Consider the following 15,420-nt stretch of genomic DNA (forward strand, 5'->3'; position numbering starts at 1 on the left):
TCCCATAGGTGGGCAGGGCCGGGTCCAGGTGGCCCCGGGCATGCACCCGTTCGTCATGGGCGCCCAGGACACGCCCGGCGTCCGCCGCGACGATGTACGGCGCATTGTCCAAATCCTGCGGGGTATCGAGAATGCGGTTGTGCAGCAGGAAGCGTTGGATCGCCTGTTGCGTCGGTTGATCCAGACGCTGGGCGGGCGGGGGTAGCAGGGCCATGGCGAAAGGGGCCCACAGCAGCAAGACGAGTAGCGATTTCCTCATGGGGTGAATCTCCTTTATTATGTGCGTTCGCGTGAAATCCCCGTGCCTTCGTGGCTTTTGGGCGTTTCACACCGGCTGTCTGGGTCCATCCCAACGCCGATTTGCCTCTACCTCACATGTGCAGCAATTACGCTTATGGCTATTTTGAACATCCTCGAATTTCCCGACTCGCGCCTGCGCACGATCGCCAAACCGGTGGCCGTAGTGGACGACAAGGTTCGTCAGTTGGTCGATGACATGTTTGAAACAATGTATGAAGCCCCGGGCATCGGCCTCGCCGCGACCCAGGTCAACGTGCATCAGCGCGTCGTGGTCATGGACCTGTCGGAAGATCGCAGCGAACCGATGGTGTACATCAACCCCGAGTTCGAACCGCTGACCGACGAGATGGGTGAGTACCAGGAAGGCTGCCTGTCGGTGCCTGAGTTCTACGAGAACGTCGAACGCCCGCTGCGCGTGAAGATCAAGGCCCTGGACCGTGATGGCAAGCCGTTCGAGCTGATCGCCGAAGGCCTGCTGGCGGTGTGCATCCAGCACGAATGCGACCACCTCAACGGCAAGCTGTTTGTCGATTACCTGTCCACGCTCAAGCGTGACCGGATCAAGAAGAAGCTGGAAAAAAAGCATCGCCAGCAAGCTTGATGCCTCTCTTCCAAAGGCTTGCTGCGGCAAGCCTTTTTCTTTTGTGACTGTTTTTAACCGAGACCTCCCATGACCGAGCCACTGCGCATTGTTTTTGCCGGCACTCCCGAATTTGCCGCCGAACACCTCAAGGCCCTGCTTGCCAGCCCTTATGACATCGTCGCGGTGTACACCCAACCGGATCGCCCGGCCGGTCGCGGGCAAAAACTGATGCCGAGCCCGGTCAAGCAACTGGCGCTGGAACACAACCTCCCCGTACTGCAACCGCCGACCCTGCGCAACGCCGAGGCCCAGGCCGAGTTGGCGGCTCTGAAACCCGACCTGTTGGTAGTCGTGGCCTACGGCCTGATCCTGCCGCAAGCGGTGCTGGATATCCCGCGCCTGGGCTGCATCAACAGCCACGCCTCGCTGCTGCCCCGCTGGCGTGGTGCGGCGCCGATCCAACGCGCCGTGGAAGCCGGTGACAGCGAAAGCGGTGTGACTGTGATGCGCATGGAGGCGGGTTTGGACACCGGCCCGATGCTGCTCAAGGTGACCACCCCGATCACCGGCCAAGACACCGGCGGCAGCCTGCACGACCGCCTCGCCGAGCTGGGCCCGCCCGCCGTGATCCAGGCCATTGCCGGCTTGGCGGCTGGCACCCTGGAAGGCGAAGTGCAGGACGACAGCCTGGCCACTTACGCCCACAAGCTGAACAAGGACGAAGCACGCATCGACTGGAGCCGCCCAGCCGTTGAGCTGGAGCGCCTGGTACGCGCCTTCAACCCCTGGCCGATCTGCCACAGCACCCTCAACGGCGAAGCCTTGAAGGTGTTGGCCGCGACCCTGGCAGAAGGCAAAGGCGCGCCCGGCGAGATCATCGGCGCGAGCAAAGAGGGCCTGTTGGTGGCCTGCGGTGAACAGGCGCTGTGCCTGACCCGTCTGCAATTGCCTGGCGGCAAGGCGCTTAACTTCAGCGATTTGTTCAACAGCCGTCGTGAGAAATTTGCCCTAGGCACCGTCCTGGGTGCTGCCCAATGAACCCACGTCTGGCCGCCGCCAAGGCTTTGGCTGCCGTCCTCAACGGCAAGGCTTCGCTGAACAGTTCGTTGCCCACCCAGCTGGATAAGGTTGAAGACCGCGATCGAGGTTTCACCCAGGACCTGGCCTTTGGCACCGCCCGTTGGCAGCCACGCTTGTCGGCGCTGGCAGCCAAGCTGCTGCAAAAACCGTTCAAGGCGGCGGATGCTGATGTGGAAGCGCTGTTGCTGGTCGGCCTCTACCAACTGCTTTACACCCGCGTGCCGGCCCACGCCGCCATCGGCGAGACCGTGGGTTGCGCCGACAAACTGAAAAAGCCGTGGGCCAAGGCCCTGCTCAATGCCGTGCTGCGCCGCGCCCAGCGCGAAAGCGAAGCGCTGCTGGCCGAGTTGGAGCATGACCCGGTGGTGCGTACCTCCCACCCGCGTTGGCTGCAAAAATCGCTGAAGGCGTTCTGGCCTGAGCAATGGGAAGCCATCTGCGCCGCCAACAACGCCCACCCGCCGATGATCCTGCGGGTCAACCGTCGTCATCACAGCCGCGACGCCTACCTGCAATTGCTCACCAACGCCGGTATCAACGCCACGCCATGCGTGTACAGCGTCGACGGTATCGTGCTCGAAGCCGCCACCGATGTGCGCAGCCTGCCGGGCTTTGCCGAAGGCTGGATCAGCGTGCAGGACGAAGCGGCGCAACTGGCCGCCGACCTGCTCGACCTGGCACCCGGCCAACGCGTACTCGACGCCTGCTGCGCTCCGGGCGGTAAGACGTGTCACATTCTGGAAGTCGAAAAAGACCTCGCCGGTGTGGTCGCGGTCGACCTGGAAGCCAAGCGCCTGGTGCGCGTGCGTGAGAACCTTGCACGCCTGGGCCTGAGCGCCGAGCTGATCGCTGCCGACGGCCGCGACACCGCCACCTGGTGGGACGGCAAACCCTTCCAACGCATCCTGCTGGACGCGCCGTGCTCCGCCACCGGCGTGATTCGTCGTCACCCGGACATCAAGCTCACGCGCCAACCCGACGACATCGCCGCCCTGGCTGTGCTGCAAGGCGAATTGCTCGACGCGATGTGGCCAACCCTGGAAGTCGGCGGCATCCTGCTCTACGCCACCTGCTCCACGCTGCCGACCGAGAACACCGAGGTCATCGAAGCCTTCCTTGCCCGTACCAGCGGCGCACGCGAACTGGACCTGGCTACCACGGCCGGCATCAAGCAGCCCCACGGTCGCCAATTGCTCGCCCAAGAAGGCGGCCACGACGGCTTCTACTACGCCAAACTGATCAAGATCGCCGCCGCTCGCGGCTGAACGGTTTTAAGGGAGTGACCGGATGAAAATCATCATCCTTGGGGCAGGGCAGGTCGGCGGCACGCTGGCTGAACATTTGGCCAGCGAAGCCAACGACATCACGGTGGTCGACACCGACAGCGAGCGCCTGCGCAACCTCGGCGACCGGCTGGACATCCGCACTGTACAAGGCCGCGCGTCGTTCCCGACCGTGCTGCGCCAAGCCGGTGCCGACGACGCCGACATGCTGGTGGCGGTGACCAACAGCGACGAGACCAACATGGTCGCGTGCCAGGTCGCCCACACCCTGTTCCACACCCCGACCAAGATCGCCCGCGTGCGCGAAGCGGCCTACTTGACCCGCGCCGGCCTGTTCGACAACGACGCGATTCCGGTCGACGTGCTGATCAGCCCGGAACAAGTGGTTACCCACTACATCAAGCGCCTGATCGAAATCCCTGGCGCCTTGCAGGTGATCGACTTTGCCGAAGGCAAGGCCCAACTGGTGGCCGTGAAGGCTTACTACGGTGGCCCGCTGGTGGGCCAGCAACTGCGCCAGTTGCGCGAGCACATGCCAAATGTGGAAACCCGCGTCGCGGCGATTTTCCGGCGTGACCGGCCGATCCTGCCCCAGGGCGACACGGTGATCGAGGCCGACGACGAAGTATTCTTCATTGCTGCCAAGGCGAATATTCGCGCAGTGATGAGCGAAATGCGCCGCCTCGACGAGACCTACAAGCGCATCGTCATCGCCGGCGGCGGGCAGATCGGCGAACGTTTGGCCGAGGCCATCGAGAGCCGCTACCAGGTCAAGATCATCGAGATGAACCCGGCACGTTGCCGGCATTTGTCCGACACGCTGGACAGTACTGTCGTACTGCAAGGCAGTGCCTCAGACCGCGACCTGCTGATGGAAGAAAACATCGCCGACGCAGATATCTTCCTGGCGCTGACCAACGATGACGAAGCCAACATCATGTCGTCGCTGCTGGCCAAGCGGCTCGGGGCAAAGAAGGTGATGACCATCATCAACAACCCGGCCTATGTGGACCTGATCCAGGGCGGCGATATCGACATCGCCATCAGCCCGCAACTGGCCACCATCGGTACGTTGCTCGCCCACGTGCGCCGTGGCGACATTGTGAGTGTGCACTCCCTGCGCCGTGGCGCGGCGGAGGCCATCGAAGCGATTGCCCACGGTGACGCCAAGTCGAGCAAGGTGATCGGCAAAGCCATCCGCGATATCGGCCTGCCGCCAGGCACCACCATTGGCGCGATCATTCGTGACGAAGAGGTGATCATCGCCCACGACGACACGGTGATCGCTACCGGTGACCATGTGATCCTGTTCCTGGTGGATAAGAAACATATCCGCGATGTGGAGAAGTTGTTCCACGTGGGGCTGAGCTTTTTCTGATGACGCTATCGCCGGCAAGCCGGCTCCTACAGGGTTCTTCGTATGCTTGAGTCACTCGAGAAAATGCTGGCCAAGGGCGTGGATAATTCGCTGCTGCGCTTTGGGCTGGGCAAGGGTTACCTGGACTTGAAGGACCACGCCAAGGCGGCGGAGCATTTGCGCAAGTGCGTGGAGTTCGACCCGAAATATTCGGCGGCGTGGAAGCTGTTGGGCAAGGCGCAATTGGGGTTGGAAGACCGCGCGGCGGCCCGGCTGGCGTGGGAGCAGGGGATTGTGGCGGCCCAGGCCCATGGCGATAAACAGGCCGAGAAAGAGATGACAGTGTTCCTGAAAAAGCTGGATCGCGTTTAGGCGCGTGCTGTTGTAGTGAGCGGGCTTGCCCGCGCGAGGCAAGCTCGCTCACTACACATGTCAGGCCGGTATCAGTACCAGCGCGCCTCGCCCGGTGGGCGCTTCTTGAAGCGCTTCATGCTCCACATGTACTGGCTTGGGTAGGCGCCGACATACCGTTCCACCACCTTGCTCATCGCCGCGCAGGACGTGGCGGTGTCGGTGCTGTACATGTCTTCCGGCGCTGCTTCCAAAATCACTTTGTAACCCGAACCGTCCGGCAGCCGCAGCGCGTGCAGGAACACGCCAACAGCCTTGTGGCCCGCCAGCATGTTCGGCACGAACTTGCTGGTGAGTGCCTGGGTGGCGAAGAACGGTACGAAGATCCCGGCCGATTCAGCCGGTTCCGGGTCGGCGGGAATGCCCACCTGGCCACCTTTGCGCACTTCCTTGATCACGCTGAGGATGCCCTCCTTGGTGGAGGCCGCCACGCGGTTGCCCAACTGCACGCGCTGCTTGCGCAGCAATTCGTCCACCGCCTTGAGCTTGGGCGGACGGTAGAAAATGATCGGTTTGCACTGGCTGCAATAGAAGTGGTTCAGCACTTCCCAGTTGCCCAGATGGCTGGTGATGCCAACCACGCCTTTGCCGGAGGCCAGGGCTTCGTGCAGCACGTCCAGGCCTTCGACTTCACGCACCAGGTCGATGGAGCGCTGGGCCGGCCAGATCCAGGCACAGGCGCTTTCGGTCAGGGACTTGCCGATGTCCATCAGGCTTTGGCCGACGAGGCGTTCGCGGGCGGCCGGGTCCATGTCCGGGAAGCACTTGGAGAGGTTGATCCGTACCGTGTCGCGGGAACGGTTGGGGGTTTTCCACATGATCCAGCCAATCGCCGTGCCGACCGCCTGGACAGCGCGCCAGGGCAGCAGGGCAAACAACCGGAGAGCGCCTACCAGCAAGGCGCCTTTAAACTTTTCCACAGGTCACTCCTGATCGTGTGTGGTGCGCAAAGCCAGCATTCTAACCGGCGTTGGCCAGGTCCGCGTAACGGTCACAGTCCAGGGTGTGGTCCATGACCATGCCGGAGGCCTGCATGAAGGCATAGCAAATGGTCGGGCCGACGAAGGTGAAGCCGGCTTTTTTCAAGGCGCGGCTCATGGCTTCGGCCTCGGGGGTGATCGCCGGGACTTCGCTGCGATCCTTGAAATGATTGACCTTGGGCTTGCCGCCAACGAAAGACCAGAGCAACCCTACCGGGTCCTCCAGCGCCAGCCAGGCCGCGGCATTGCGACGGGTGGCGTTGAGCTTCAGGCGATTGCGCACGATACCCGGGTCCTGCATCAGCGCTTCGATCTCGTCATCGGTCAAGCGCGCCAGGCGCTGCGCATCAAAACCAAACAAGACCTTTCGATAATGCTCGCGTTTGCGTAAAACGGTGATCCAGGAAAGGCCCGCCTGGAACCCTTCGAGCAAAAGCAACTCGAACAAGCCCTGTGCGTCGCGCAGCGGCGTTCCCCACTCCTGATCGTGATAAGCCATGTACAGCGGATCTTCAGAACACCAAAAGCAGCGTGGCATAAGGCTCCAGGGGATGGTGGCGCGGCCGAATCGGGTATACTCCCGCTCTTTAAATCGCAGCCCAAGTAACAGGTGAATTTCGTGAGCCAGCCTACGCCAGCCGTGCGTACCTTCCAAGACTTGATCCTCGCCCTCCAGCAATACTGGGCCGAGCAAGGTTGTGTGGTACTTCAGCCCTACGATATGGAAGTAGGCGCCGGCACTTTCCACACCGCAACATTCCTGCGGGCCATCGGCCCGGAAACCTGGAACGCCGCTTATGTGCAGCCCAGTCGTCGCCCGACTGACGGCCGCTACGGCGAAAACCCGAACCGTCTGCAGCACTACTACCAGTTCCAGGTGGTGTTGAAGCCGAACCCGGACAACTTCCAGGAACTGTACCTGGGCTCGCTCAAGCATGTGGGCCTGGACCCACTGGTCCACGATATCCGTTTTGTTGAAGACAACTGGGAATCGCCGACCCTGGGCGCCTGGGGCCTGGGCTGGGAAGTCTGGCTCAACGGCATGGAAGTGACTCAGTTCACCTACTTCCAGCAAGCGGGCGGCATCGAGTGCTACCCGGTGACCGGCGAAATCACCTACGGCCTGGAACGCCTGGCCATGTACCTGCAGGGCGTGGACTCGGTCTACGACCTGGTGTGGGCAGATGGCCCGTTCGGCAAGGTCACCTACGGCGACGTGTTCCACCAGAACGAAGTGGAGCAGTCCACCTACAACTTCGAACACGCCAACGTCGACAAGCTGTTCGAACTGTTCGACTTCTATGAAAGCGAAGCCAAGCGCCTGATCGAACTGGACCAGCCGCTGCCGTTGCCAAGCTATGAAATGGTGTTGAAGGCCTCCCATACCTTCAACCTGCTGGACGCCCGCCGTGCCATCTCGGTAACCGCGCGCCAGCAATACATCCTGCGTGTGCGCACCCTGGCGCGTTCCGTCGCCCAAGCCTACCTGCTGGCTCGCGCCAAGCTGGGCTTCCCGATGGCTACCCCGGACCTGCGTGATGAAGTGTTGGCTAAGCTGGAGGCTGCACAATGAGTGCTCAAGATTTCCTGGTTGAACTGGGCACTGAAGAGCTGCCACCCAAGGCACTGAACACCCTGGCCGACGCGTTCCTGGCCGGTATCGAAAAAGGCCTGCAAACCGCTGGCCTCAAATTCGAAGCGAAAAAAGTCTACGCCGCGCCACGTCGCCTGGCGGTGTTGTTGACCGCGCTGGAAACCCAGCAACCGGACCGCAGCATCAACCTCGACGGCCCACCGCGCCAGGCCGCTTTCGACGCCGAAGGCAACCCGACTCAAGCGGCACTGGGTTTCGCCAAGAAGTGTGGCGTCGAGCTGAGCGAGATCGACCAGAGCGGCCCGAAACTGCGGTTCAGCCAGGTCATCACCGGCAAGCCGACCGCGAGCCTGCTGCCGACCATCGTTGAAGACTCGTTGAACGACCTGCCTATCCCCAAGCGCATGCGCTGGGGTGCGCGCAAAGAAGAATTCGTGCGTCCGACCCAGTGGCTGGTGATGCTGCTCGGTGACCAGGTCATCGATTGCACCATTCTCGCCCAGAAAGCCGGTCGTGATTCTCGTGGTCACCGCTTCCACCACCCGCAAGCTGTACGCATCACTTCGCCGGCCAACTACGCCGCCGACCTGCGTGCTGCCTACGTGCTGGCCGACGCCAACGAGCGTCGCGAGCTGATCAGCAAGCGGACCGAAGAGCTGGCCCGCCTGCAGGAAGGCACCGCCATCGTGCCGCCAAACCTGCTGGATGAAGTGACCGCCCTGGTTGAATGGCCGGTGCCGCTGGTGTGCTCGTTCGAAGAACGTTTCCTCGACGTGCCGCAAGAAGCCCTGATCACCACCATGCAGGACAACCAGAAGTATTTCTGCCTGCTGGACGTGGATGGCAAGTTGCTGCCGCGCTTCATCACCGTGGCCAACATCGAGAGCAAGGACCCGCAGCAGATCATCGCCGGTAACGAGAAAGTCGTGCGCCCGCGCCTGACTGATGCCGAGTTCTTCTTCAAGCAAGACAAGAAGCAGAAGCTGGAAGACTTCAACCTGCGCCTGCAGAACGTGGTATTCCAAGAAAAACTCGGCAGCGTCTACGACAAGGCCGTACGTGTTTCCAAGCTGGCCGCCTACATTGCGCCACGCATTGGCGGTGACGCTGCATGGGCTGCGCGTGCAGGCCTGCTGTCCAAGTGCGACCTGGCCACCGAGATGGTCGGCGAGTTCCCGGAGATGCAAGGCGTTGCCGGCTACTACTACGCCCTCAACGACGGCGAGCCCGACGATGTAGCCCTGGCCCTGAACGAGCAGTACATGCCACGTGGTGCTGGCGCTGAACTGCCAAGCACCTTGACCGGTGCAGCGGTGGCGATCGCCGACAAGCTGGATACGCTGGTGGGTATCTTCGGTATCGGTATGTTGCCAACCGGCAGCAAAGACCCGTATGCCCTGCGCCGTGCCGCCCTGGGTGTGCTGCGCATCCTGATCGACAAGAAGCTGGACCTCGACCTGACCCAGGCCGTGGTGTTCGCTGTGGGCCAGTTCGGCAACAAGGTCAAGCAAGCCGGCCTGGCCGAGCAGGTGCTGGAATTCGTGTTCGACCGCCTGCGTGCGCGTTATGAAGACGAAGGCGTGGACGTGTCGGTGTACCTGTCGGTACGTGCCCTGCAGCCGGGTTCGGCGCTGGACTTCGACCAACGCGTACAAGCCGTACAGGCCTTCCGCAAACTGCCGGAAGCCGATGCCCTGGCCGCTGTGAACAAGCGCGTGTCGAACCTGCTGAGCAAGGCCGAAGGCCTGGGCAACGCCGAAGTCGACCCTGGCCTGTTTGCCGATGCCAAGGAGTTCTCGCTGAACTCGGCCATCGCCAAGGCAGAAAACGCGGTGAAACCGCTGATCGCCGAACGCAACTACGCCGAAGCCTTGGCACGCCTGGCCACCTTGCGTGAGCCGGTGGATGCGTTCTTCGAAGCCGTGATGATCAACGCCGACGATGCCGGTGTGCGGAAAAACCGCTACGCCATGCTGGCGCGCCTGCGCGGCTTGTTCGTCAACATCGCTGACATTTCGACGCTGAGCTGACCATGTTGAAACTGCTGATTCTCGATCGGGACGGGGTGATCAATTACGACTCCGACGCTTACATCAAGTCGGTGGCGGAGTGGATCCCACTGCCCGGCTCGATCGAGGCCATCGCGCAGTTGAGCAAAGCCGGCTGGACGGTGGCCATCGCCACCAACCAGTCCGGCATCGCCCGTGGTTACTACGACATCGCCACCCTGGACGCCATGCATGCGCGCTTGCGCACGTTAGTGGCCGAGCAGGGCGGTGAGGTGGGGCTGGTCGTGTACTGCCCCCACGGGCCGGACGAGGGCTGCGATTGCCGCAAACCCAAGCCTGGCATGTTGAAAACCATTGCAGAACATTACAAGGTGCCACTGGCTGGGATATGGTTCGTCGGGGACAGCCTCGGTGACCTGGAGGCGGCCAAAGCCGTCGACTCTCAGCCAGTTTTGGTTAAGACCGGGAAAGGCGAAAAGACCCAGGCGAAAAACCTGCCGGTAGGCACCTTGATTTTTGACGATCTGGCGGCGGTTGCCGCAGAACTTATCAACAACTAGCCGCCCTCGACTTCCTGACCAAGGACTGTTCGGGAGTGCGCTTTTAACAGGCGGGCCGTGTCCCGCAACGGTAAATGCCGCCATGTCGATCTTGCAGGCCATCAGAACCTTTTTCTTTTACCTGCTGCTGGGCACCAGTTCGTTCCTCTGGTGCACCCTGAGCTTTTTTATTGCGCCCTTCCTGCCGTTCAAGGCGCGCTATCGCTTTATCAACGTCTATTGGTGCCGCTGCGCGTTGTGGCTGACCAAGGTGTTCCTGAACATCCGTTTCGAGGTCAAGGGGGCCGAAAACGTGCCCGACCAGCCCTGCGTGATTCTGTCGAACCACCAGAGCACCTGGGAGACGTTCTTTCTCTCGGCCTATTTCTCACCCCTGAGCCAGGTGCTCAAGCGTGAGCTGCTGTATGTGCCGTTCTTCGGCTGGGCCATGGCCATGCTGCGGCCGATCGCCATTGACCGTGACAACCCCAAGGCCGCCCTCAAGCACGTGGCCAAGAAGGGCGATGAGCTGCTCAAGGACAACGTTTGGGTACTGATCTTCCCGGAAGGTACGCGCGTTCCCTACGGTACCGTAGGCAAGTTCTCACGCGGCGGTACGGCTTTGGCAGTCAACGCCAACCTGCCGGTGCTGCCGATTGCGCACAACGCTGGCAAGTTCTGGCCAAAGACCGGTTGGGCCAAATGCGAGGGCACCATCACGGTGGTAATCGGCGAGCCGATGTACGCCGAAGGTGAAGGCCCGCGCGCCATTGCGGCACTGAATGACCGTGCCCAGGCGTGGAATGAAGCCCAGCAACGGGCCATGGGTTCGTTGCCGCCGGAGCCGGTTGTGGTCGAGACGCCGGCGGTTTGAGGATCTGTGGATAACCTGTGTACGGTTTGTTGGCGAATTGGCTTTTTTGATTCGTAACAGGCTGATTTACTTACATATTTCCCGACCTCATAAAATCGCGAAAAACGTGCATAAGTTTTTTCAGCATTAAAAAACCGGTCCTTGTGACCGGTTTTTTATGCACAGCAGAAAAGTACGTTTTTCAGTCGTCCAGCAAGGGCAGTTGCAGACTGAATGTCGTGCCTTTGCCCAGCTCACTTTTGCACTGAATGCGTCCGCCATGACGTTCCAGCACGGCCTTGACCATGGTCAGGCCCAACCCCAGCCCCTCGCTGCCCTGGGCCGAATCGAAGCGTCGGTATTGACTGAACAGCTCCGGTAGATCCGCTGGCGCAATCCCCGGCCCCTGGTCGCTGATGCGGCACTCCAACCAGCCCTGCTCGCTGGCGTGGCTCAAGCGGACGGTGGTGCCGGATGCTGAATACTTGATCGCATTCTCCAGCACGTTGAACAACGCCCGGGTCAGCAGCGATTGGTCGGCCAGGATCATGCCCTCGTCGGCCTCATCCAGGTCGTGGACCAAATGAATACCCTTGAGCTGCGCGATGACCGCCACCTGGTCGAAGGCATCCATCACCAACATGGCGAACAGGGTTGGCTGGAACTGGTAACCGTCAGCCTCGGCCTTCGCCAACTGTACGAAAGATTCGGTGAGGCTCAAGGCACGTCGCACTTGTTGCTCGATCTGGGCGAACACCGGGGACTCGCCATTGTGCACATCCAGCAGCGCAAGGATCGCAGAATGAGGTGCACGCAGGTCGTGGGACAGGAAACGCAACATGGTTTCCCGATGCTGCTGGGCGTTACGTTCTTTGCTCAGGTCTGTGAGGCTCAGCAGCCAGCCCAGGGCGACGTCACCGTCGGCCGGCAACATGGGGGCCAGTTCCATGCGCAGGCTGCGTTGGTGGATGTCCCGGAACTCGACCAACTCCAGCGCGGACAGGGCAGGGCGCACGCCATTGTGCAGCGGCGGGTAGCCCAGGTCGGCCAGTTCTTCGAGCAGGTTTGCGGTGATCAGGTCATGGCCAAATACGTCGCGGGCAATGCGGTTGGCCAGCAGGATGTTGCCCTGAGGGTCGGTAATCAGCGTGGCTACCGGCAAGCATTCGAGGCCATCGGCCATGAAGCGTCGCGTATCCCGCGTACGGCTTACGGCTTGCTCCAGAGCAAAGATACGCGCCTGTAGCACGTCACCCTTGCTGGCAGGCGCTCGGCGGCGTTCTGGAAGCACTTTGGGCTCATTGTCGAGCCGGGCCAGTTCCCACCCGAAATAGGCAAGGATCACACTGAGGCGGCGCCAGTTCCAGATCAGGTAGCTGAGCAGCAGGCCAATCAGGCACGCCGCAGGCGACCACCAATGGCCCAGGCGCAGCAAGGCCAAAGAGCCCAGCAATGCGGCAGCCATGCAGCCCAAGGTCATCCACAGGGCGTAGCGCGGCCGGTAGAGCAATAGACCCAGCAGCAACGCCACCACCGAAGTCGCCATCAACGCAGCCAGCCAACCAGGAAGATCGACGATGCTTCGGCCTTGAAGCAGTCCGTTAAGGACGTTGGCCTGGATCTCTACCCCAGCCGTGGTACCGACGGTAGAGGAGAGCGGGGTGACAAAACGATCGCCCATGCCAGACGCCGTGGCACCCACCAGAATCAGCCGGTCACGCAGTTGCTCAGCAGGCACCTCACCCCGTAAGACGCTGGCGTAGGACACACTCGGAAAGTGCGTGTGGGCACCAATGAACGGAATACGTATGGCGTGTTCACGGTGCCAGTGCGCACTGACCGGCTCCAGCGCCTCACCTGGCATCTCGTCCGCCTGGCCACTCAGCGTGTACGCCATCCACGCCAGTTGCGGCGTGGTGTCATCAGGCGGGCCTTCACGCATGTACAGGTTGCGAACCACGCCGTCACTGTCGGCCTCGACATTGATATGCCCTACGCCCTTGGCACATTTGAGCAGCGGCAGTATTTGTGCGCTGGGTTGGCTGTAGCGGGTGGCGTCTTCGCGCAATAGGGGCAGCAACACGTTACCGGCCTCGCACACTGATTGGGCAAGGCGCCGATCGTTGGCCGGCTCACCGGGTTCGCTGAAGATCACATCGAACAGGATGGCTGCCGGCTGTGCAGCACTCAGGCGGTCAATCAGGTCTGCGTGCAGGCTGCGCGGCCAAGGCCATCGGCCGAGGTCTTTCAAGCTCTTGTCATCAATGGTGACCAACAGAATACGCGGGTCTACCGGCAGCGGGGTGAGGCGGCGCAGGCTGTCATACAGCGGGTTGTTCAGCGCCAGTCCTGGGCTGAGCGACAGGTAAGCAGTGATAGGCAAGAGCAGCAAACCTATCCACAGCCACTCACGGACCAAACCGTGGAACAGGCGCTGGGCGTGGGTGGGTTGGCGTTTCTCGGCCTTGCGCCAGAGCATCATGGATTAGCCACCAGAGGCCTTGGCCTGCGTTGCGGGCGGATAGTAGAAGATGTCATAAACCCCGGTTATTCCCTCCAGGCCGTGTTCGTCGTAAGCCGACAATCGCACGTGATAGAACGATGCTTTGAGCCCAGTGAAGCTCATTTTTGGCTCGCTGGAAAAGTTTTCCTGCTTGATGTTCATAAAGGCTTGGTCGGTGGCGACTTGGGCGCGATAGCGCTGGGCGCCGGGTAAGGGCCGCACGTACAGCGTCCACACTGGTGCATCGCCTTTTTGACCGTCCTGACCCACTAACTTGGGCGCGGGCAGGAGCGTCACGGCGTTCAAATCACCCTGTTTCTTAAACAGCAGGCCTTGGCGTGCGCCGACTTTTACTTCGTCTTCATTAGGTTTTTTCCGGATGTCTCGGTTGGCCGCTACCTGCCCATCCAGCACCTCAAGCACCGATTGCTCGCCATCGTCCCGCACCCGAAAGTGCGTACCGCGCACGCCCAGCACACCAACGGGCGTCACGATCTGAAACCGGTCATGGTCACTGGGCCGCTTGATCACATAGGCCTCGGCCTGGCCTTGTTCCAGGATGACCTGGGGAATCGATTGCTTCTCGACCATATGCAAACGCACCTGCGAACTGGACGGCAGAACCACCCGGGATCCATCGCCCAGCAACAGGCTAACGAACGCCGACGCCGAGGTTTTCACACCTTCTTTCTCATCAATCGTCATGCCCTCCTGCAATAGGCGTAACTGTCCCTTGGTGTCTAGCTTCCAGGCTTCTCCTGTCAGGTGCTGCACAACGGCCGGTAACGGCTGAGCTCGACACAACCATTGGTCATCAACATAGGGGGGGCGCACCAAAGCAGAAGCACTGGCCGCCCCCACCACCAAACCCAGCAATGAGGGGATGACATAGCGCACTCGGTTAAGGGAAGAAGTCATGGTGCTCATCAAGGTTATGGGTTCCAGAAGGCATCTGACACCAACGCGCACAGGATGACGGCAGCGCATGTGTCGGCTGATCCTTTTCCTCAGGGGCAGGAGCCGGTATCTTTCCTACATCGGTTTTGAAATCTTTCAGTAGGTTAAGGGCTCTTTGATATCAGCCTACCGAGGGATTCATAGGACCGTTGAGTCTGACCACAATTCTTCAGATTCAAAGGCCGGTAATTGAGCAGCCTAGCCCGAAGTTGGCCGCCGTATTTTTTCGTAGAAAGGACCCACCCATGCGTGTCGCAATACTGGATGACGAGCCCGCTGAATTGCGTCGGGTTGAACAGACACTGCGACAAATCCCCAGCACCACGGAACAGCCTTGGTCCCTGCATTTTTTTGAACGCGGTGAAGACCTGCTCCGCCAACTGCGCCGGGAAACATTTGACCTGCTGATACTCGATTGGCAGTTGCCCGATATCACCGGGATTGCTCTCTTGCGCTGGACTCGCGAACACATGGAATCGCCCCCTGCGGTGATCATGCTGACGAGCCGTGATGCCGAGAGCGATATCGTCACCGCATTGAACAGCGGCGCCGATGACTACGTCAGCAAGCCCTTCCGTCCCAATGAATTGAAAGCCCGGGTCTCGGCCGTTTTGCGCCGCCACGGCCTGCAAAAAACCAACACTCATGAAGTGCAGAGCTTCAATGACCTGACCTTTGATGATGCCGAGTTGACCGTTACCCGTGCGGGCAAACCGATCAACCTGACCGAGCGAGAGTATCGACTCGCTAGCTGCTTGTTTGCCAACTTGGCTCGGCCGCTGTCTCGGGAATACTTGTATGAACGGTTTTGGACCCATGAAGAAATGGTCTCTTCACGGCCGCTGGACACTCATATTTACCGCCTGCGGAACAAGCTGGGGCTCACCGCAGATCGCGGATGGCAACTGCTGACCATCTACGGCTACGGGTATCGGTTGGAAAGCGTTTCTGCGACGACTCCTGGGTAAACG

Annotated in this window: 14 protein-coding genes and 1 pseudogene; 10 read left to right on the top strand and 5 right to left on the bottom strand. The window is 61.0% G+C overall.

The annotated features are described in order from the left end of the window. Positions 1-259: pseudogene (locus HX803_RS12295) on the bottom strand (peptidoglycan-binding protein); the annotation flags it as partial. A 135-nt stretch (positions 260-394) separates the two neighbouring features. On the opposite strand from HX803_RS12295, the gene def reads away from it, so the two are divergent. The 5 genes from def to HX803_RS12320 all read left to right on the top strand — a co-directional run bounded on the left by def (position 395) and on the right by HX803_RS12320 (position 4,975). Then, on the top strand, positions 395-901 hold the full coding sequence (gene def, locus HX803_RS12300; protein WP_016978734.1) for a peptide deformylase: 507 nt from the start codon (positions 395-397) through the stop codon (positions 899-901). Between the two features lie 69 nt (positions 902-970). Then, on the top strand, positions 971-1,921 hold the full coding sequence (fmt, locus tag HX803_RS12305; protein WP_178920902.1) for a methionyl-tRNA formyltransferase: 951 nt from the start codon (positions 971-973) through the stop codon (positions 1,919-1,921). Continuing rightward, positions 1,918-3,228: a 16S rRNA (cytosine(967)-C(5))-methyltransferase RsmB gene (gene rsmB, locus HX803_RS12310; protein ID WP_178920904.1), complete on the top strand. Its 1,311-nt coding sequence runs from the start codon at positions 1,918-1,920 to the stop codon at positions 3,226-3,228. Before fmt ends, rsmB begins: the two co-directional genes overlap by 4 nt. A gap of 22 nt (positions 3,229-3,250) precedes the next feature. Further along, positions 3,251-4,624: a Trk system potassium transporter TrkA gene (gene trkA, locus HX803_RS12315; protein WP_178920906.1), complete on the top strand. Its 1,374-nt coding sequence runs from the start codon at positions 3,251-3,253 to the stop codon at positions 4,622-4,624. Positions 4,625-4,666: 42 nt separating this feature from the next. Then, on the top strand, positions 4,667-4,975 hold the full coding sequence (locus HX803_RS12320) for a tetratricopeptide repeat protein (protein ID WP_178920908.1): 309 nt from the start codon (positions 4,667-4,669) through the stop codon (positions 4,973-4,975). A gap of 71 nt (positions 4,976-5,046) precedes the next feature. On the opposite strand, the gene HX803_RS12325 is transcribed toward HX803_RS12320, so the two are convergent. Both HX803_RS12325 and HX803_RS12330 read right to left on the bottom strand, forming a co-directional pair. Further along, positions 5,047-5,934 (bottom strand): lysophospholipid acyltransferase, encoded by an 888-nt coding sequence (locus HX803_RS12325; RefSeq protein WP_178920910.1) that lies wholly within the window; start codon positions 5,932-5,934, stop codon positions 5,047-5,049. Positions 5,935-5,974: 40 nt separating this feature from the next. Continuing rightward, positions 5,975-6,532: a DNA-3-methyladenine glycosylase I gene (locus HX803_RS12330; protein ID WP_176994585.1), complete on the bottom strand. Its 558-nt coding sequence runs from the start codon at positions 6,530-6,532 to the stop codon at positions 5,975-5,977. A gap of 81 nt (positions 6,533-6,613) precedes the next feature. Between HX803_RS12330 and glyQ the strand changes: the two genes are divergently transcribed. The 4 genes from glyQ to HX803_RS12350 all read left to right on the top strand — a co-directional run bounded on the left by glyQ (position 6,614) and on the right by HX803_RS12350 (position 11,010). Next, positions 6,614-7,567 carry a glycine--tRNA ligase subunit alpha gene (gene glyQ / locus HX803_RS12335; RefSeq protein WP_003187265.1) on the top strand — a complete coding sequence of 318 codons (954 nt, stop codon included), beginning with the start codon at positions 6,614-6,616 and terminating at the stop codon, positions 7,565-7,567. Then, positions 7,564-9,618, top strand: coding sequence for a glycine--tRNA ligase subunit beta (gene glyS / locus HX803_RS12340; protein ID WP_178920912.1), 2,055 nt, complete (start codon positions 7,564-7,566; stop codon positions 9,616-9,618). The genes glyQ and glyS overlap by 4 nt, the downstream gene beginning before the upstream one ends. Positions 9,619-9,620: 2 nt before the next feature. Beyond that, positions 9,621-10,157, top strand: coding sequence for a D-glycero-beta-D-manno-heptose 1,7-bisphosphate 7-phosphatase (gmhB, locus tag HX803_RS12345; RefSeq protein ID WP_012721458.1), 537 nt, complete (start codon positions 9,621-9,623; stop codon positions 10,155-10,157). Between the two features lie 82 nt (positions 10,158-10,239). Next, positions 10,240-11,010: a 1-acyl-sn-glycerol-3-phosphate acyltransferase gene (locus HX803_RS12350; protein WP_178920914.1), complete on the top strand. Its 771-nt coding sequence runs from the start codon at positions 10,240-10,242 to the stop codon at positions 11,008-11,010. Between the two features lie 181 nt (positions 11,011-11,191). On the opposite strand, the gene HX803_RS12355 is transcribed toward HX803_RS12350, so the two are convergent. Together HX803_RS12355 and HX803_RS12360 are read right to left on the bottom strand one after the other, a co-directional pair. Beyond that, positions 11,192-13,471, bottom strand: a complete 2,280-nt coding sequence (locus HX803_RS12355) for a CHASE2 domain-containing protein (RefSeq protein ID WP_178920916.1) — start codon at positions 13,469-13,471, stop codon at positions 11,192-11,194. 3 nt (positions 13,472-13,474) lie between these two features. Further along, entirely contained in the window at positions 13,475-14,410 is a 936-nt protein-coding gene (locus HX803_RS12360; RefSeq protein ID WP_178920943.1) for a FecR domain-containing protein, read from the bottom strand. A 284-nt stretch (positions 14,411-14,694) separates the two neighbouring features. On the opposite strand from HX803_RS12360, the gene HX803_RS12365 reads away from it, so the two are divergent. Further along, the gene (locus HX803_RS12365) at positions 14,695-15,417 is read left to right on the top strand and encodes a response regulator transcription factor (protein ID WP_178920918.1); all 723 of its coding nucleotides are present in this window, start codon (positions 14,695-14,697) and stop codon (positions 15,415-15,417) included. The last annotated feature ends 3 nt before the right edge of the window (positions 15,418-15,420 follow it).

This window comes from Pseudomonas sp. P7548 (assembly GCF_013386585.1).
Lineage (GTDB): Bacteria > Pseudomonadota > Gammaproteobacteria > Pseudomonadales > Pseudomonadaceae > Aquipseudomonas.